The organism is Acinetobacter sp. NEB 394, assembly GCF_013374795.1.
GTDB lineage: Bacteria > Pseudomonadota > Gammaproteobacteria > Pseudomonadales > Moraxellaceae > Acinetobacter > Acinetobacter johnsonii.
In genome coordinates this window covers 2158880-2177713 of record NZ_CP055277.1, presented here as the reverse complement: position 1 = coordinate 2177713, position 18834 = coordinate 2158880, and the positions used below count along the sequence as shown (strand labels likewise).

General features: G+C 40.9%; 14 protein-coding genes. 10 read left to right on the top strand and 4 right to left on the bottom strand.

Translation table 11 applies throughout. From position 1 onward, the window contains the following. Positions 1 to 13: 13 nt before the first annotated feature. Positions 14 to 2644, bottom strand: a complete 2631-nt coding sequence (locus HUK62_RS10460; RefSeq protein WP_176537814.1) for an ATP-binding protein — start codon at positions 2642 to 2644, stop codon at positions 14 to 16. A 181-nt stretch (positions 2645 to 2825) separates the two neighbouring features. On the opposite strand from HUK62_RS10460, the gene HUK62_RS10455 reads away from it, so the two are divergent. The 4 genes from HUK62_RS10455 (at position 2826) to rpmE (ending at position 7066) form a co-directional block, all read left to right on the top strand. Beyond that, positions 2826 to 4967: an MFS transporter gene (locus tag HUK62_RS10455; RefSeq protein WP_126036137.1), complete on the top strand. Its 2142-nt coding sequence runs from the start codon at positions 2826 to 2828 to the stop codon at positions 4965 to 4967. A 124-nt stretch (positions 4968 to 5091) separates the two neighbouring features. Further along, positions 5092 to 5493, top strand: a complete 402-nt coding sequence (gloA, locus tag HUK62_RS10450; protein WP_004693583.1) for a lactoylglutathione lyase — start codon at positions 5092 to 5094, stop codon at positions 5491 to 5493. Positions 5494 to 5660: 167 nt separating this feature from the next. Then, positions 5661 to 6641 carry a bile acid:sodium symporter family protein gene (locus tag HUK62_RS10445; RefSeq protein WP_176537813.1) on the top strand — a complete coding sequence of 327 codons (981 nt, stop codon included), beginning with the start codon at positions 5661 to 5663 and terminating at the stop codon, positions 6639 to 6641. Positions 6642 to 6838: 197 nt separating this feature from the next. Continuing rightward, positions 6839 to 7066 (top strand): 50S ribosomal protein L31, encoded by a 228-nt coding sequence (rpmE, locus tag HUK62_RS10440; protein WP_004693579.1) that lies wholly within the window; start codon positions 6839 to 6841, stop codon positions 7064 to 7066. Positions 7067 to 7211: 145 nt separating this feature from the next. Here the strand turns inward: rpmE and HUK62_RS10435 are convergent, their stop codons facing one another. From HUK62_RS10435 to epmB, 3 genes are read right to left on the bottom strand one after another with little or no spacing between them, the layout of a single operon-like run. Beyond that, complete coding sequence (locus HUK62_RS10435; RefSeq protein ID WP_176537812.1) at positions 7212 to 9338, bottom strand: EAL domain-containing protein; 2127 nt, start codon at positions 9336 to 9338, stop codon at positions 7212 to 7214. Continuing rightward, positions 9320 to 11065 carry a GTPase gene (locus HUK62_RS10430; protein WP_176538478.1) on the bottom strand — a complete coding sequence of 582 codons (1746 nt, stop codon included), beginning with the start codon at positions 11063 to 11065 and terminating at the stop codon, positions 9320 to 9322. The genes HUK62_RS10435 and HUK62_RS10430 overlap by 19 nt, the downstream gene beginning before the upstream one ends. Before the next feature lie 17 nt (positions 11066 to 11082). Then, complete coding sequence (gene epmB, locus HUK62_RS10425) at positions 11083 to 12099, bottom strand: EF-P beta-lysylation protein EpmB (RefSeq protein ID WP_176537811.1); 1017 nt, start codon at positions 12097 to 12099, stop codon at positions 11083 to 11085. A gap of 309 nt (positions 12100 to 12408) precedes the next feature. Between epmB and efp the strand changes: the two genes are divergently transcribed. The 6 genes from efp (at position 12409) to HUK62_RS10395 (ending at position 18827) form a co-directional block, all read left to right on the top strand. Next, complete coding sequence (gene efp / locus HUK62_RS10420) at positions 12409 to 12978, top strand: elongation factor P (RefSeq protein WP_004693574.1); 570 nt, start codon at positions 12409 to 12411, stop codon at positions 12976 to 12978. Positions 12979 to 13146: 168 nt separating this feature from the next. Next, positions 13147 to 15249, top strand: coding sequence for a carbon starvation CstA family protein (locus HUK62_RS10415; protein WP_176537810.1), 2103 nt, complete (start codon positions 13147 to 13149; stop codon positions 15247 to 15249). A 10-nt stretch (positions 15250 to 15259) separates the two neighbouring features. Further along, positions 15260 to 15562: a YbdD/YjiX family protein gene (locus HUK62_RS10410; RefSeq protein WP_004693572.1), complete on the top strand. Its 303-nt coding sequence runs from the start codon at positions 15260 to 15262 to the stop codon at positions 15560 to 15562. A 252-nt stretch (positions 15563 to 15814) separates the two neighbouring features. Then, positions 15815 to 16834, top strand: coding sequence for a 2-dehydropantoate 2-reductase (locus HUK62_RS10405; RefSeq protein ID WP_176537809.1), 1020 nt, complete (start codon positions 15815 to 15817; stop codon positions 16832 to 16834). 165 nt (positions 16835 to 16999) lie between these two features. Further along, positions 17000 to 17911, top strand: coding sequence for a MoxR family ATPase (locus tag HUK62_RS10400; protein ID WP_228723766.1), 912 nt, complete (start codon positions 17000 to 17002; stop codon positions 17909 to 17911). 16 nt (positions 17912 to 17927) lie between these two features. Next, entirely contained in the window at positions 17928 to 18827 is a 900-nt protein-coding gene (locus HUK62_RS10395) for a DUF58 domain-containing protein (protein ID WP_176537807.1), read from the top strand. The last annotated feature ends 7 nt before the right edge of the window (positions 18828 to 18834 follow it).

Here is an 18834-nt window from a genome sequence, read left to right as displayed (position 1 = left end):
TTGAGGGAAAGGGTTAATCCGCTGTAGTTACTGTGCTTATGGCTTCAGAAGTGTGTTCCGCTGCATTTTCAGTTGCAACGGTCTTCTTTTCAGCTTTTGCCTTTTTTTTGTCCTTCTTCTTTTTTTTCTTTTTCTTCGGCTCTTCTTCAAACTCAGCACCATCTTCAATGGCTTGCCAATAATCTAGCTGATCCATCACCGCCGCATAAATAGACTTCTTGGTATAGCGTCCTTTCTTGTCTAAAGTGCCGACTGGTCGAGCCATAAGTAGTTCAAGCGCTTGATCAATCGTATCTATAGCATGAATGTGGAACTGGCCATTTGAAACCGCTTCAATCACGTCTTTACGTAACATTAAATGCTGCATATTTTGACGTGGAATAATCACACCTTGCTTACCAGTTAAACCTTGAAGTTTACATGCATCAAAGAAACCTTCAATTTTAGCATTGACACCACCAATTGGTTGAACTTGACCCAATTGGTTCATTGAGCCAGTAATCGCCCAAGACTGATCAATCGGTAGCTGACTAATTGCAGAGATTAAAGCAGACAGCTCTGCAACCGTAGCACTGTCACCATCGACTTGGCCATAGCTTTGTTCAAAGGCAAGTGCGGCAGAGAAGTGTAGCGTTTGCTCACGCCCGAAATGTGCTTTTAAGAACGATGACATCAATAGCACACCTTTCGCATGCAGAGAGCCACCGAGTTCGACGCTACGCTCAATATCCAGAATATCACCACCGCCTTGATACACAGAGGCTGTTAAACGTGATGGTAAGCCAAACTCAACATCTGCATAGTGAATGACCGAAAGTGCATTAATTTGACCGAGACGGTGTCCGCGTGTTTCGATGAGCTGCGTACCACGTGACAAATCCTGCCAATAGAGCTCACGTAAATAGCCTAAGCGATATTTGCGATGATCTAATGCCATATTAATGTGTTGATCCGAGACCATTTTATCGCCTGATTGAAAGGCGTGATGATGCGCCTCACGAATCAAATCACCCAATGTGAGGGCATGTAGAGATAAGGAGCTTTGATCTTCGGCTTGACGGCTAGAATCAGTTAAAAGTGCAGAAAGCGCAGATCGATCGAAAGGAAGTAATTTATCGGCCTGTACATAGTCTGCGATCAGCTGCATATAGGCTTGTTCATTCACCTCATTACGCTGCAACGTATCAGTAAAGTCGGCACGGATTTTAAAGACACTGCCAAGCTCAGGCTCTACTTCGAGTATTTCATAGTAAATTTCAGGCTCAGCCAGTAAAACTACTTTCAAATTCAGCGGGATTGCCTCAGGTTCAATTGAGATACTTCCTGTCAGTGTCAACATATGCTCAAGTGAAGAAAGTTTTAATTGGCCTGATTTTAAAGCACGTTTTAGACCTTGCCATGCATAAGGCTGTTCAAGCAGTTGTTCTGCTTCTAACATTAAAAAACCACCATTGGCTTTATGCAATGTCCCCGGGCGGATTAAGGTAAAGTCTGTAGTAATGGTGCCATGTTGAGTCAGTTGCTCTACATGGCCAAGCAAATTGTAGTGTGTTGGGAAGTCTTCAAAAATAACCGGTGCGCCAGCATTGGGTTTATGTGACACAATGACATTGGCTTGGTAGCGCGAAGGGATACGACTAAACAGGCCAGGCGTAAAGTCATCTTCTTCTTGTTCGAGCACCACTTCGACATTGTTAATAATGTCTTCAGCATAATATTTTAAATAGTCTTTTAAGCCTTCAACCTCAGCAAATTTACTGAGTAACTGTTCGACTTTAGGCAACAAAACTTGCTTGGCAATATCGCGGTTCAACACTTGAACCTTATCGCGGGCATCCTCCTCCAAGTCGCCTAAATGCATGCCTAAACGCTCAAGTTTTTTGTCCATGTGGCGTATATTGGCATTAATTTCAGAACGTTCTTTAGAGCTTAAAGCATTGATGTCGGCCTGCGTCATTTCCAATACTTTATCGTCTACATACTGGACAGGGATAAAGCAGTGTTCATCATTACGGGAGATCAGTTTGAGGTCGAGTTCTTCGCCTTCTTGGGTCAATTCAATCAAGGCTTGTTGCTGAACATCACCTGTTTGTTGGCGAATGGCTTCTATACGGTTGTGGTAGGTTTCAGCAGTAAAGCGGCGTTCGAGCTGCTTTAAAGTGGTTTGCCATGTTTGATGTAACATGGTTTGAAATTTTACCGCCTGACCCGCAGGTAATTCTAAAGCAATCGGTTGACGTGGGCTTTTAAAATTATAAACGTAAACCCAATCGTTCGGTGTCGGCATATTTTTGGCGTGTTGTTGTAGTAAACGCTTGACCATGGTGCGCTTGCCCAAGCCAGCTGTCCCTACGGCAAAGATGTTATAGCCAGAATAAGGTAAGGAAATACCTGCTTCAACTGAAGCACGTGCGCGGTCTTGCCCTAAAAAATTATTGAGCGGTTTAATACGACGGGTTGAGGCTGGAATCTTATCCAGAGCAGGGGTGTGCGTCAGTTGCTCTGCTTGAAGTTGTGTCTTTGCTAAGGTCGTTTGAATTTCGGGTTGGTCAAATGCTGAACTAAGGTTGTTTTCTGGATTTTCTTGACTATTTAATGCAGGTACAGATAAAGAAGAGCTCATTTGATCGTGTTTTTGGGTCACTTTGAAATCCGAAACTAAAGATTGCGTTAGAAACTTAAAGGTATACAGGTTTAATGCAAAAGATCAAGCAAAGTCGCAGTGTTTGTCGACAAAAATAGAACATTGATTTTATAAATCAGGTTGAAACAAATTGTATTAAGGGTTTGAATAGCAGCATTGGTTTTAAGACAACAAAAACGTAATGACAACACAATCTTCAGGATGGAAATCCGCCTTTACTGCATTTTTAGATCGCCGTGCGTTGATCATGCTGTTTTTGGGTTTCTCAGCAGGTATCCCAATCCTGTTAATTTTCTCGAGCTTATCTTTATGGCTAGGTGAAGCAGGTATCGATAAGAGCGCTGTGACTTTTTTTAGTTGGGCTGCTCTGGGTTATTCATTCAAATTTGTTTGGGCCCCTTTGGTAGATGAATTACCTGTACCAGTGTTGACCAAATTATTGGGTCGTCGCCGTGCATGGTTATTGATCGCGCAACTGTTAATTATCTGTGCCATTTCTATCATGGCTTTTTCAGATCCGTCTCTTGGTCAGAGCTATCTTTATCAAATGGCTGCGGGTGCAGTGCTTTTAGGTTTTTCTGCTGCAACACAAGATATTGTGATTGATGCCTATCGTATTGAGCTAGCAGAAACACAAATGCAAACGGTTTTGGCTTCAACTTATAACGCAGGCTACCGCATCGGCATGATCGTTGCGGGTGCAGGTGCGTTATTTTTAGCAGCTTATTTGGGTACAGCCAAGGGCAACTATATTTATGAGGCATGGAAGTGGACGTATTTGGCAATGGCGGCGGTCATGTTGGTCGGGATCGCAACCACTTTATGTATACGTGAGCCACAAGTTGATCGGGTACGTAAAGAATATAAACGCGTAGATTATTATCGTTTAGTGGCGGTTTTCTTTGTATCTGTGGTGAGTTTTGTGCTGAGTTATGTTTACTCAGGCAAGTTAACAGAAATGCTGATCCAGCTCTGGACGATCAAAGATAGTTTTGCATTGTTTTGTTTTGAAGCTTTACGTTTTATTGGCTCTGGTGCGGTTGCATTTATGGTGGGTTCAAGCCTTGTCAAAATGGGCGCTGTGAACAAACAAATGGCCTATGAAACATGGGTAAATCCTGTTGCTGACTTCTTTAAGCGTTATGGCGTGAAATTGGCGTTGGTATTGCTATTGTTGATTGGTTTTTACCGTATTTCCGACATTATTGCAGGTGTGATCTCCAATGTGTTCTATCAAGACTTAAACTTTACCAAAGAACAGATTGCCGAAGCGGTAAAAGTTTATGGGGTGATTTTTAGTTTGGTGGGTGGATTTTTAGGAGGACTACTGGCGCAGCGCATGAACATCATGAAGTTGATGTTTGTCGGAGCAATCTTGGCCAGTTCAACCAATCTCATCTTTATTGGTTTGGTCAAATCAGGACAACCTTTAAATGATGTTGTGATCAATGTTGGTGAGCAAAGTTTTAAAGCTCAAGCAGATGAGACTGGTGCATGGGCAATTAAGGTTCCTGTTGAGCAGCTTCAGGCAAATGAACGTCTAACTGCAACGGCAAGTTTTCAAAATGATACTTCACAGCCTGTCTCGGTCACATTGCCTTATATCAGTCAAACGGGTGCATCTACGGCATTACTGTTGCTTCCGATCACGGCTGATAACGTGATTGATCAACGAGAGTCTGAAGGAAGTATCGTGGTACGAGGTCAATACCTTGCTACACTGGCTGAAAACCAAAGTATTAAATTGAGCTTAGATGGTCAAAGCTTTGATGCAAAGTTAGACAAAGAAGGTGTGTTTAGCGCAGCAATCCCTGCTCAACTGCTTCTTGATTCAAACTCTAAAAAGCTGAATGCCATATTGATGCAAAATGAGCGTGCGCAACAACACACTGCGCTGAATTATCAGGTGGATCCCGCAGCTGCAAAATCTGTAACTTTAGATTTTGATCTTCAACCGATTAATTTGAATAAAGCAGTTGATGGGCAGTTAGAAGTTAAAGGGAAGGTGATTAAGGAATATAGTTCAAACTGGCTGTATTTTGCGATTATTGTCGACAACTTGGCATCAGGTTTAGCTGGTGCTGCATTTATTGCATTTCTATCAAGTTTGACCAGCGTATCTTTCACTGCTGTTCAGTATGCGATTTTTAGTTCATTGATGACGTTGACACCTAAAATACTAGGTGGATATTCAGGGACAATTGTGTCCAATATTGGCTATCCAAATTTCTTCTTGCTGACCACACTCATTGGAATCCCAATTTTAATCTTAGTGGTCTGGGTGGCGAAACTTCTACGTGAGCATGCCGCTGAGCAAAGTTAAAGCATCGATTTGTTTCGAATGAAAAAAGTAGCCCTTGTGGCTGCTTTTTTTGTGGTTGAGGTTTGAAATATAGGACGGCTTTGCCTATATTGGGGGCTGAGAATAAATCATGAGGAAAATTCCAATGCGCATGCTACATACCATGCTACGTGTAGGCAATTTAGAACAATCTTTGGCGTTCTATACTGAAGTGCTTGGTATGACTTTGCTTCGTAAGCGTGATTATGAAGAAGGTCGTTTTACTTTGGCATTTGTGGGTTATGGCGATGAAGAAAATCATACGGTTTTAGAGCTGACACATAACTGGGATACGGACAGTTATGAATTGGGCAATGCTTATGGTCATATTGCCATTGCTGTAGACGATGCATATAAAGCTTGTGAGGAAATCAAAGCACGCGGTGGCAATGTCGTGCGTGAAGCTGGACCAATGAAGGGTGGTGTAACGGTTATTGCCTTTGTAGAAGATCCGGATGGTTATAAAATTGAACTGATTCAACAAGATAATAATGCACGTAATAACTAAGCCGTTATTAGGTCATATGCAGCGCGTATGCACAGTATTAATTAAAAAAATATTGAACATATCCTGTAAAAGCTAGCTTTATTTATATAGCTCAGTAAGATGAATTTACCCAAAGGTAAATTAGTCACTGGGCTTTTTCATTTTTAGAGGAATGACAGGATGTTGGTATGTTGAAATTATTGGCATTTGATCGGTTTACGCTATTACTTTTTGTTATGGTGCTCTTAGCTAGCTTTGCTCCAATTTCTGGTCAGGCTGCAAGTGTGTTTAGCGTACTTACGACGGTTGCGATTGCCATATTATTCTTTTTACATGGTGCTAAGTTATCCCGTGAAGCAGTGATTCAGGGCATGATGCATTGGAAACTGCATGCGTTGGTTTTTGCATTTACCTTCATCCTTTTTCCCGTTTTAGGTTTGCTTGCAAAACCTGTATTGGTGCCGCTACTTGGGCAGGAGTTGTATTGGGGCTTTTTGTTTATGTGCTTTTTGCCATCGACAGTACAGTCTTCAATTGCGTTTACTTCGGTCGCGAAAGGCAATGTGGCTGGGGCGGTATGTAGTGCGTCATTCTCAAATTTGATCGGGATGTTTATTACCCCTGTGATGGTGGCCTTTTTCATTTTGGGGCAATCAGAGCATGGTTTTGATCCAACCTCGTCTATACTTCAAATCACTTTATTGCTGCTGGTTCCGTTTGTCCTTGGACAGTTACTTCGACCATATGTCTTTCCGTATATGCAAAAAATGCCAAGCATCGTCAAAGCATTCGATCAGGGGTCGATATTGATGGTGGTGTACGGTGCTTTCAGCGGTGCTGTGGTAGCGGGTCTATGGCAAGAGGTGAGTGTTGGTACGTTAATCCTATTGATTATTGTGTGTTCAGTCTTATTGACGATTATTATGTTGCTTGGGTTGTTTTTACCACGTTGGTTGGGCTTTAACCGTGCCGATCAGAAAACCATTTTTTTCTGTGGTTCAAAAAAGACCTTAGCCAGTGGTGTTCCAATGGCACAGATTCTTTTTATTGGACAACCTTTGGGGATGATTGTTTTACCGATTATGATTTTTCATCAAATACAGCTGATGGTGTGTGGGATTATTGCTAACTATTGGGCCAAGCAATCTGAAATTGAAACGAAAGAATAATTGGCTATCTGATACTATATCTCGTATAATATTTGCCACTTGTTGTGCTTAGCTCTGACGGTATCCGTCTCGGTGGGCCAAAAGAATGGTCTGTTATGGTGTTGATCTGCTACTTAAAGTAGCCCTTTCCTCAATTTTGAGAGTGATCAATTGCGATGACAGCAAAACCTTCTTTAATTTTTATGGAGTAATCGACGATGCGCGCCGATATTCACCCAAAATACCAAACTTTAGTTGCTACATGTTCTTGCGGTAACGTAATCGAAACTCGTTCAGCACTTGGTAAAGAAACTGTTTACCTAGACGTATGTTCAGCTTGCCACCCATTCTACACTGGTAAGCAAAAGAACGTTGATACTGGCGGTCGTATCGACAAGTTCAAACAACGTTTTGCTGGCATGTCACGTTCTATCAAACGCGACTAATAGCAAAAGTAAGAAACGGGCATTTGCCCGTTTTTTTATGTCTATGATTTGGATACAGAATCATAGGCCCAATAGCTAGATCATAAATAAAAAGACCTCATATAGAGGTCTTGAAATTTAGAGGCTATGATCCAAGGTTTAACCTTTACTGATCCTGAACGTCAATCAGATGATCGAGTTTCTTCTGGAAATAATCGCCTTGAATAAAGCGGGCATCGACATTCCATGCATTGGCAAACGACGTCATATCATTCAGATCACGCAACATAATTTGAATGTTTTTCAATTGATGATATACAGCAACTTTTTCTTGCAATTCTTCCGTGTTGGCGTCGCTACTGAGCATGCGAGTTAAGTTTTCATGTAAGGTGAGATTGTTGATATCGAGCTGACGTAGAATAGATTCACTATAAATGCTATTACCAAAGTCACGAATCGAAACTTCAGCACCATATTGGCGAAGCTGGGCAATGTATTTTTGCGCTTCAGCAATGTTTTGGCTGATATCATCTTCAGAAAACTGTAGGATAATTGGATGACTTAACTTACTGCGTACAATGGTAATCAGTTTGGCGATAAATTCAGGGAAAGAGCGGTCATTCAACAGTACAGCTTTGTTTAAGTTTACAATCAACTTTGCTTCAGGATACTGAGTGATAAAATTGTGTAGCTGTTTACACGACTCAACTAAAATCCAGCGGTCAAGTTTAATAGAAAGTTCGTGATCTTCACTTAACTCTTTGAGGCTCGATATATCTTTCCACGTATTGCCATAAATAAAGCCACTGGTGACCTCATAGGTATATAAATTGGTGTCTTCTTTATCGTAAAGCTGTTGATATTTAAGATGAATCTCACCACGCTCTAAAGCTAGATGTAAAGCTTTAAGTACCGTAGGCTCATTTGCTGTTTTTTGAGTGTCTAAAGTATCGCTGACAGTAGGGTTAATCAACTCAATCACAGGCATGTCAATACTGGCTCTTTGCTCAATTTCGCAATCCTCTTGATTGGTCGGTAAAGCGGTTTTAAAGGCTGAGCATAATAAGTTTTCAAACTGATCTAGATTTGAAATTTCACCTTTCAACAAAGTATAGCCAATGCGTAAATTTACGGGATAGCTATTATTTTCTACCGTAATGAGTTGTGGTTTGGTGAGCGCATTTAACGCAATCAGCTTAGACTCGAGTTTGGCCTGTGTTTCCGCTTGGAATAAACCAACGATGGTTTGCCCACCCGCCTTAAATAGAGGAATATGAGTCTGTTCATTTAAAAAGCTGTAAATATTGTTAAAATAATCACGCGTAGTTGCCCAGGTGGCTTTAAAAATTTCATCTGGACAAGAGCTGAGTGCAAAGCTAACCAAGGCATTCTGATCAGAAGGCTGTTTGGTGATAGCACGGTTAATTTGTTGATACGTATTAGGTTGTATCGCATGATTTTCAGTGTTGACTGATGGAGCAGCAGAGCGTTCAGATTCGGCTTCAATCGTCAGTTGGAGCGCATCATCTTCAGGTGCGGCTAAAAACTCAACTTTTAAAGGGTTTTGAGTTTGGGCATTGCTATTGAGAGTAGCAACTTCAAAAGCACCTAAATCAAACTGACCTTGTGAAATTTTCTTAAAACGGATTTTAAAATCGTTTACATCTTTCGGCTGGAGAATATCAAGCAGGGGTTGACCGATAATATCGTCCTCAGAGCTTAGGCCGAACAGTTGTAAGTATTCAGCATTGGCTGAAACATGAATCCCTTCTTGAATTAAAGCAATGGCTTTATTGCTTTCTTCAACTAAGGCCTGTGCTTGGTTTTGCGCTGTTTCAAGCTCATTCATGAGTTGTTGTTGGCTTTGCAATAAACGACTTAATGACAGTGCACGCAGTAGACCTAAGTAAAAGTTATCCGCTTCTTCTAAGTCCAAAATATCATAGACCCCTTTACGAATAAAACTTGCGTATTGGGTTGATTGATATTCATCGGGCTTTAATAAAATCAGCGGTAAATTGACTTGGTTAGAGTTACGAATCAAAGTCAGTGCTTGTTCATACTTTAGGTCATAAGCCCGACCAAAAATCACCACATCCCAAGGCAGATGAAGCTGTTTTTCAAAGTTTTGTAAGTCATCCAGTAAAGTGGCATGAACTTGATGATCACTAGAAGTTAAAAGGTCACGAATTTGGTTATAACGGATCTGATTATCATCAATAATGAGTAAACGTGTTTCCGTACGTTTTAACTTTTTAGATAATAATGGATTTCTCACTTCAATGCTTCCCATAAATCGTGATTCTTAATAGCATTCATTTGCTTTTGAATAAAACTTTGAACCAATGGTTCTTGTTGGTCATTCAACAATTCATAATCAAAACGAATAAAACTTTGTGTAATTAAATGTGCTTTTACTAAATAAATTTTAAGATCTTCATCACCTAGGCGTAAGTGAATGGTTTGTTTTTCTCGGTACATATTCGAACCCGGGACAATGAGACTAGTCTGTACTTCATCTAGCTGGGACGTTTGTACCAATAACGCAGGTTGATAGTTCTGAGTGGTTCGGTCTGTTTTTACCATAACGGCACATGGGAAAAGATCTTGCGCTAAGATTTCTAACCCTAGTTCCAAGCTTTTTTCACTTGATTGTTTAATCCAGCGAATCACACCACCGCGCCATTGGCTATGCGCATTTTCTTGAACCAAAATAAACTCACCTGTTTTTAAATGCGCAGGTGTTGGTCCAGTCCAGCGGATACGGTAACCATTCACGCTAATATCTAAAACTTCGGCAGGGTAGATTTGTTTCGACTCACGATCAATCATACGAGCAGAACTCGTCTCCACAGGAATATTACTGTTCATGGAGTTGATTACGTGACTTTCATTCTGAAAGTTGTAGTTGCCTTCTAGCTCTAAAGTTTCATTAAAGTTCTTGCCTTTAGACAAATAGAAATGTGCGACTGACAGGCCAAAACAAATTTGTAATTGGGCCGAGTATTCATAACGTTCATGCTTACGTTCAATATTATTAGTCAATAAGTTATGAATGTGAAAATGCAGAGCAGGGGTAAGGAAAATCTTCTCATCGCGCGACAGTGGCTCGGCGCGTTTGGTTTGCATCTCTGAGAGATGATCAAGCAGGGCTTGCGTCGAGATAAAAATATTCGGTTGAATGTGACTGTTTTTTTGAGAATTATAAGTTGGTGGATAATCTTTTGATGCATCGACAATATAGCGAGATAAGGTTGTTTCTTTAGGTAAAATTTGAATCAGTTTCGCCCAATCAAAGCTACACAAAAACAGCCCTTGAATCTCACCTGGACGGATTTGATGGGTATTAAAAATATCCAATAGAATGAGCTGCGCATAGGCTTGACTAATATTGCTCAGTTGATGCTGCGTGCCTTGTATTTGATTAATGTTGGTCAAATAGAAGTTATTTTGAATAGCAGAATCCAAGAGTTGATGAGCTGCTAGCCACTGCCCCGGAATCGGGGAGCTATAGAGCAAGTGTTGTTGGTACAACAACAGGGACAGTTGTTGTAAAGCGTAATAACTCGATACGGTCCGAGCCGTTTGTAGGTTCTTTTTTTGGTTAAAAGCAAATAGAGAAAACTTATTTTGAGTGATTTGCTGAGAAACACGTTTTGCAATGTCGATATAGACTTTGGCAAAATGACTACGCATTAATAAGGCAAGCTCAATAATATGGTCATTTCGATCAGTGGTGATGAGGCCCTGATTAAAAAAATGTTTCTCTAAACTGGTAAGCACATTTTCCAAATTTGGATGCAGCACTTGAACTAAATCAAAGCGAAGTGTTTCGCTGGCTTGAAGTTCGGAGACTTCAAGTAATGCTTGAAATAAGGAACGAGAAGAGTCACCCAATTGTAAAATGGATAAGTTTGCTAACCATTCTTGTAAGCCTTTGACTGTGCTTGGGCAAAAACTAAGCTTATCCAACTTTAATTCAGTTGGTTTTTGGAAGATATCTGAAGTACTCGTCGTCATCATCGTTATTATTTAACTCAAAAAGTTGAAACCCCGAAAAGTGGTGTCTTATTCTTTTCTCCCGCAATTTCCCTGACCAGCTTGGGAACCAGATAGCCGGGTAGATTCGCCAATAATCCTTGATACAGCAAATCAATGTTTTGCGGGTTTAAATCAAAATGGTGAGCCCCTTTTACTTTATCTAAAACATGTAAATAGTATGGCAATACACCTGCATCGAATAAACGGTAGCTCAAATCTGTCAAAATTTGAACGTGATCATTGACCCCTTTCAATAAAACCGCCTGATTGAAAACGGTGATTTTTTCTGCGACTAATTGCTGTAATTGACGGCAGGTAAGATCATCCAATTCCGATGCATGATTTGAGTGTACCACTAGAATAATGCGCAGCCTACTGTTTTTTAAGATGGAAATTAGCTCATCATCGACACGGTTAGGCATTACGATAGGAACTCGTGAGTGAATTCTCAAAAATTTAAGTTGAGGAATACTTTCTAGGCGTTCAATCCATAATTTTATTTTACGATTGGACAGCGTTAAGGGGTCTCCGCCACTCAAAATGACTTCATTAATGTCAGGTTGCGACTGAATATAGTGTTGAATATTGATCCAATCTTCTGACTTTGGCAGGTTCTCTTGATAGGGGAAATGTCGGCGAAAACAGTAACGACAATGAACAGCACATGCCCCAGTTAGCGTAAGTAAGAAACGAGTTTTATATTTGTGCAAAACACCGGGCTGTTGGTTGGCTTGCTCCTCACCCAATGGGTCGGTCACGAAGTCGGGATGTTCTTCAAGCTCAAGATGATGGGGCAGGACTTGAAGGAGTAGAGGATCAAGCGGATTGCCTTTTTGCATTCTTGTCACAAAAGCACGGGGAACACGGAGTTTAAATTGGGTTGATGCAAGCAGTGCGCCTGACAGCAGTTGCTCAGGAGAAAGCTCTAGAATATTAAGTAATTCTAAAGGGTCAGTAATTAAATCACTGAGTTGAGCTTGCCAATTTTGCTCTTGGTACAAATAATGAGTCATGCAATAAGGGGTCAAATACTAGGTCAAAAGAAAGTTAGGTCATCAAATCGGGTGATGTCGAAACGAGTTGTTCGGATGTGTGCGGTCTAAAAAGGCTTTTTCAATACACAAAAACACGCGGAACGGGGCTATTTTATCAAGATCTTCGGCTTATAGGCAGTGGATTTTCATTGCTTCATAACACCTTGCTCATTTACAATACGAGGCATCAAAAAAGATGCCCTATCTTTATGGCCCTGCTTTTCAAAGCTTTGGTGTCTAAGATAAAGACATAAATATTTAAGTTAGTTAGTTTGGAGTGCGCCAGTCATGGCCTATTATTCTACGAATGATTTCAAGTCAGGCCTTAAGGTTATGCTTGATGGTAACCCATGTTCAATCATGGAAAATGAATATGTAAAGCCAGGTAAAGGTCAAGCATTTAACCGCGTAAAATTACGTAATTTACGTTCTGGTAAAGTTTTAGAAAAAACATTTAAGTCTGGTGATTCTTTAGAAGCGGCTGACATTGTAGAAGTAGAAATGGAATACTTGTACAACGACGGTGAAATGTGGAACTTCATGGATCCTGTATCATTTGAACAGATCGCTGCTGACAAAACAGCAATGGGTGATGCTGCAAAATGGTTAAAAGACGATTCAAATGAAAAATGTACCATTATGTTGTTCAATGGCGTGCCATTAACAGTAAACCCACCAAACTTCGTAGTTTTGAAAATTGTTGAAACTGATCCGGGTGTACGTGGTGATACTTCTGGCGGTGGTGGTAAACCTGCAAAATTGGAAACAGGTGCTGTAGTACGTGTTCCATTATTTGTACAGCAAGAAGAAAGCGTTCGTGTAGATACTCGTACTGGCGATTATTTAGAACGTGCATAATGGTTTAAAAATAGACTATTATCTGAAGGGATGATGAAAATCATCCCTTTTTTTATGCCAAAGTATTAGATCAAAACAAGGAGATGCAGAGTAAAGTCGCAAAGGAAAACAGCAGTACCTCGAATAATTAAAGACGCTGATTGAATGCAACAAATATGAGGGATTGAAATGGAATCTGTTCAGCCTAAGTCAACCCTGACTTCAAAAATCATCTGGCTACTGGTAGCCATCGTCGGTGCAGTCTCTTTTGGGATATTGGCACTGAGTCGTGGTGAGCATGTCAATGCCATCTGGCTCGTACTTGCTGCGGGCTGTATTTATAGTATTGCTTATCGCTTCTATAGTTTATTTATTGCAAATAAAGTTTTTGAGCTTGATGAACGGCGCTTAACTCCCGCACATCGTTTGAATGATGGTCTGGACTATGTTCCAACCAACAAAAGCGTTCTATTTGGACATCACTTTGCAGCGATCGCCGGTGCAGGTCCATTAGTAGGGCCTATTTTAGCAGCGCAAATGGGCTATTTACCTGGCACGATTTGGTTACTTGTCGGTGTCGTGCTTGCAGGGGCAGTACAAGACTTTTTGGTGTTGTTTATTTCTACCCGTCGTGATGGACGTTCACTCGGTGAAATGGCAAAGCAAGAGCTTGGAACTTTTGCAGGTATTGTGGTCATGCTTGGTGCATTGGGGGTAATGATTATTATCCTTGCTGTTTTGGCACTGGTCGTGGTCAAAGCACTTGCACACAGCCCATGGGGCGTATTTAGTATTGCAGCAACAATTCCAATTGCGCTCTTTATGGGGATTTACATGCGTTTTATCCGCCCGGGTAAAATTGCAGAAGTATCTATTATTGGTTTCGTTTTGATGATGCTCGGTATTGTCTACGGTGAAAATATTGCACAGCATCCATATTGGGGTGCATTCTTTACACTGTCGGGCACTCAGTTGACATGGGCACTGATTATTTATGGTTTCGTGGCTTCGGCACTGCCTGTGTGGCTATTGCTTGCGCCACGCGATTACTTATCAACCTTCCTAAAGATTGGTGTTATTGCAGGCTTGGCAGTCGGTATTATTTTCGCAATGCCTGAAATGAAGTTGCCAGCATTCACGCAATTTATTGATGGTACTGGCCCTGTGTTTGCAGGTTCAATGTTCCCATTCTTATTTATTACCATTGCTTGTGGCGCAATTTCAGGTTTCCACGCTTTAGTGTCGTCAGGAACCACGCCGAAACTTGTGAACAATGAACGTGATATTCGAATGATCGGATATGGCGGTATGCTCATGGAGTCATTTGTTGCAATCATGGCTCTGATCTGTGCCGCAGTGCTTGATCCGGGTGTGTATTTTGCGATTAACTCACCAGCCGCTTTACTGGGTACAAGTGTAGACACCGCAGCTGAAGCTGTTCGTAACTTAGGTTTTGTTGTTACTCCAGAAACATTAACTTTACTGGCTCAAGAAGTGGGTGAAAGTACCATTCTTTCACGTACTGGCGGTGCGCCAACTTTTGCTATTGGTATGGCTCACATCATTACGGAAATTTTCAATAGCCGTGAAATGATGGCGTTTTGGTATCACTTTGCCATTTTATTCGAAGCACTATTTATTTTAACAGCAGTTGATGCGGGTACGCGTGCGTGTCGTTTCATGGTGCAAGACACAGTTGGGATTGTGATTCCTGCGGTGAAAAACTCACATAACTTTTTCGGAAACTTGTTGGGTACAGCAGTTGCGGTTTCAGGGTGGGGCTTCTTTGTTTACCAAGGTGTCGTCGATCCGCTCGGGGGCATCAATAGCTTATGGCCACTGTTTGGTGTGGGTAACCAGATGCTTGCGGCAATGGCATTGATCTTAGGTACGGTTATCCTCTTCAAAATGAAGAAAGAGAAATATGTATGGGTCACGATTATCCCGACCATATTCTTGTTGGTAACCTGTATGACAGCGGGCTGGCAGAAAATTTTCCACGAAAATCCAAAAATTGGTTTCTTGGCACAAGCTGAACGCTTTAACAATGCAATTGCAAACAATGAAATTTTAGCACCAGCAAAAACGGTTGCTGAAATGCAAACCGTTGCGATGTCGAATCAGATCAATGCTGCACTGTGTGGCTTCTTTATGATTGTGGCGATTGTGATGCTGTTTGCTGCGATTAAAGTGATTCGTCGTGCATTGGCAAGCCCAGTTCCGACTGTGCATGAAGCAGAAGCCATTTATCGTGATCCTGAAGACATTCAGCCATCAAAAGCTGGACATTAAGGAGAGTCAGATGAATCTAAAATTTGCTAAAAGTGGAAAAACGATGATTTATAAAATCATTAAAATGACCGTGATGTCGCAGAAAGATTTGATTCTGAACCCTAAAAATTGGTCTCGAATTGCGACATTGTGGCAACGTTTGCAGCAAAGTTTTCGCTTGATGGTGGGGGTGCCTGATTATCCAAACTATTTGGAGCATATGAAAAAGCACCATCCTGATTTAGAAGCGATGGATGCTAAAACTTTTTATCGTCACTGTGTGGATGCGCGTTATCCATCTGCAACGAATGGCATGAAAAAGTGCCCTTGTTAATATAATGAATCAATTGAAAGACGGCACTTCGGTGCCGTTTTTTTGTTAAAAATCGAGTGAAAATACTCAATTACATGCAGTTGTACGTATTAGATTCTACAGTGTACTTTTTTACATGAAGCAAGTGGTTGCATCGTAGATTAAATCATAACGAACACGGAGTGTGAGAAATAAAAGGTTCATGTCGTATATTTTACAGCTTGTGATTGTTATAGCTCTTAAAATACTGGAATGTTTGCAAAGGGAAATTGAATGAAAATATATATTTATGGTGCTGGAAGCATTGGGTGTTATTTAGGCGGAAGGTTGGTTGCTGCAGGTAGTGATGTTACTTTTATCACGCGTCCACGTATTCATGCAGAGCTTTCCCAATGGGGCTTAGTCTTAACTGATTATTTAGGCAAAAAGATCAAACTTGCACCTCATCAACTCAAACTAACGACCGATCCTACTCAGGTTGTGGATGCCGATGTTATTTTTATTTGTGTGAAATCGGCGGCAACCGAACAAGTTGCGCATGAACTCAAAGAATATTTAGGGGTTAAAACACCGCTGATCATCAGCTTTCAAAATGGTTTAAGTAATGTCCCTATTTTAAAAAGGGTTTTGCAAGGGCCGATGGTTTTAGAGGGGATGGTTCCTTTTAACGTCGCCACGCAAGAAGCTGGGCATTATCATCAAGGTACCTCTGGTGCATTAAGTGTTAAGCAATATCCAAATCAAAAATTGCTTGAAAATGCATTTCAAAAAGCAGGTTTAGAGATTGTTTTTGAAAAAGACATGCTGGCTGTGCAGTGGGCCAAGCTTTTACTTAATTTAAATAATTCAATTAATGCACTGTCAAAAAAACCGTTAAAGGAACAATTGTCGATTCGTAAATATCGCCAATGTGTGGCAATGGCGCAGCAGGAAGCTTTAGAACTGCTTGATTGTGCTCAGATTAAACCTGCAAAGTTAACCGTAGTTCCGACCCATTTGATTCCAAAATTGCTAAGTTTACCCAATCCATTATTTAAATTATTAAGTCGTAAAATGTTGGCAATCGATCCATTGGCTCGGTCATCTATGCAAGATGATTTAATTGCAGGTCGTCCCACAGAGGTCGATTGGATTAATGGTGAGGTTCTAAAACTCGCAGAGCAATCTGGTAGACAGGCGCCAATCAATGCACGACTCATAGCATTGATTAAGCAATCAGAGAAATCATCACCATCATTTTCAATGAGCGCAGATGCTTTAAAAGATCAGTTGAAATCTGCAGCGAAACAATAGCTTGAGGCGAGGGAGGTTATACATACGCAAATCATTGAAGATTTATAAGGATCACCTTTGAGTATGGTTGAAAAACCTGTATGTTAAACCTTGATTTATATTTTGATTGGGGAGAATAAGGTGCTTTGGGGAAAAGAAAAAACGGTAGAAACGCAGCAACATGGCATGCTGGATGAATCACAGTTAAGTGTTTTTTATCCAAAAGTCCAAGAATTCCTCAATCAAGTCAATCAAATCGTTTTAGATAAAGATCAACAAACCCAATTGGCTTTATGCAGCCTGTTAGCTGGTGGGCATATCTTATTTGAAGACTTGCCCGGTTTAGGCAAAACCACTTTGGCCAGTAGCTTGGCGCATTTGGCGGGTCTTCAATTTAAACGGATTCAGTTTACCAATGACATGCTGGCAAGTGATGTGATTGGGGTGAATATGTTTAACCAAAAAGAACATCTGTTTGAGTTTAAGCAAGGGCCAATTTTTACTCAAATTTTACTTGCAGATGAAATTAACCGCTGTAGTCCGAAAACACAGAGTGCACTTTTAGAGGCGATGGAAGAGGGTGTGGTGACAATCGATGCAAATCGTTATGTACTACCGCAGCCTTTTTGGGTAATTGCAACGCAAAACCCACTTTTTCAAAGTGGAACCTATGCACTACCAGAGTCTCAGCTCGACCGTTTTCTTATGCGTTTATCTTTGGGTTATCCATCACGTCAGGCAGAAAAGGCTTTATTGCAGCAACAATCCCGTCATGATTTGATTCAGCAGTTGATGACTGTATTCTCTGAACAAGACATTCTCACCTTACAAGTGTTGGTGCCACAGATTTATTTATCTGAAGAAGTCTTGGATTATATTTTAGATTTGGCGGCTGAGACCCGTAAAGGTCGACATGGTTTATCGACTCGTGGCGTACTGGCTTTGAAGAAAGCAGCACAAGCATATGCTGTGGTTAAAGCCCGTGCATTTGTTACACCGGATGATGTGCAGGCTGTATTTGTCGCAGTGACCGCGCATCGTATTGGGCTGGGTGAAGCTGAAACTGAGCAGCTCATGAAGCAAGTCAAAGTTCACTGATAGGATAAGCTGACGCATGCTGTGGCAAAACTGGATAAATAAACGCTTTCAATTTAAAGCTGAAAAACAACTGACCCAAAAAGATGTACTGGTGTTTATTTATCAGCAAGGATATTTGTATGTGGTGCTGATTTTAATCACCTTTATTGCTGGGGTGAATTATGCCAATAACTTAATTTTAGCTTTTTGTTTTTTAATCAGTGCTGTGCTGTGTATGAGTTTTTATTTGACCTTTAAGCAGCTACATGGGTTAAGTATTGAACTTGTATTACCTGAAATAGGGCAGGTTGAGAGTGCATTGCAATTACAAATGCATTTCAAACAACATCATTCACAGCCTCGATATCTTTGGCTCGCTTATGCTGATCATATAGAACAGTTGTTTATTCAAGATACCCATCAGGTGGTCGATTTAAATTTTTTTCCAAAAGAGCGCGGACAGTTTAGTTTTCCAGAGATTAAAATATATTCGACTTATCCATTTGGTCTCGTTCGCGCTTGGAGTTATTTTTTCATTCAGAAAACCCTGTGGATTGCGCCTAAAGCTAAGTCTTTAGCGGCAGAAAATAAACAGCAACAGCACAGTTTTGAACCGGACATGGATGAATTCCGAGAATTGCGAAATTTTAAAGAGGGTGACTCTTTACAGGCGGTTTCATGGAAACAAGTGGCACAAGGACAAGGGTTATTTATTAAGGTCTTTGAACAACATCAGGATCAACACAGTTTAGAAATCCACTATGCACATATGCCGAGTCCTTCACATGAAGAAAAATTAAGCTTAATGATGGGCTTGGTTGAACAATGTGAGCAGTTGCAGTATGCCTATGCACTGTATTTACCCGATAGTGAATTAGCCAAAGGGATAGGGCGAGAACAATACCTTCAAGCCAAATTACTTTTGGCTCAGGCATAGCGAGAAC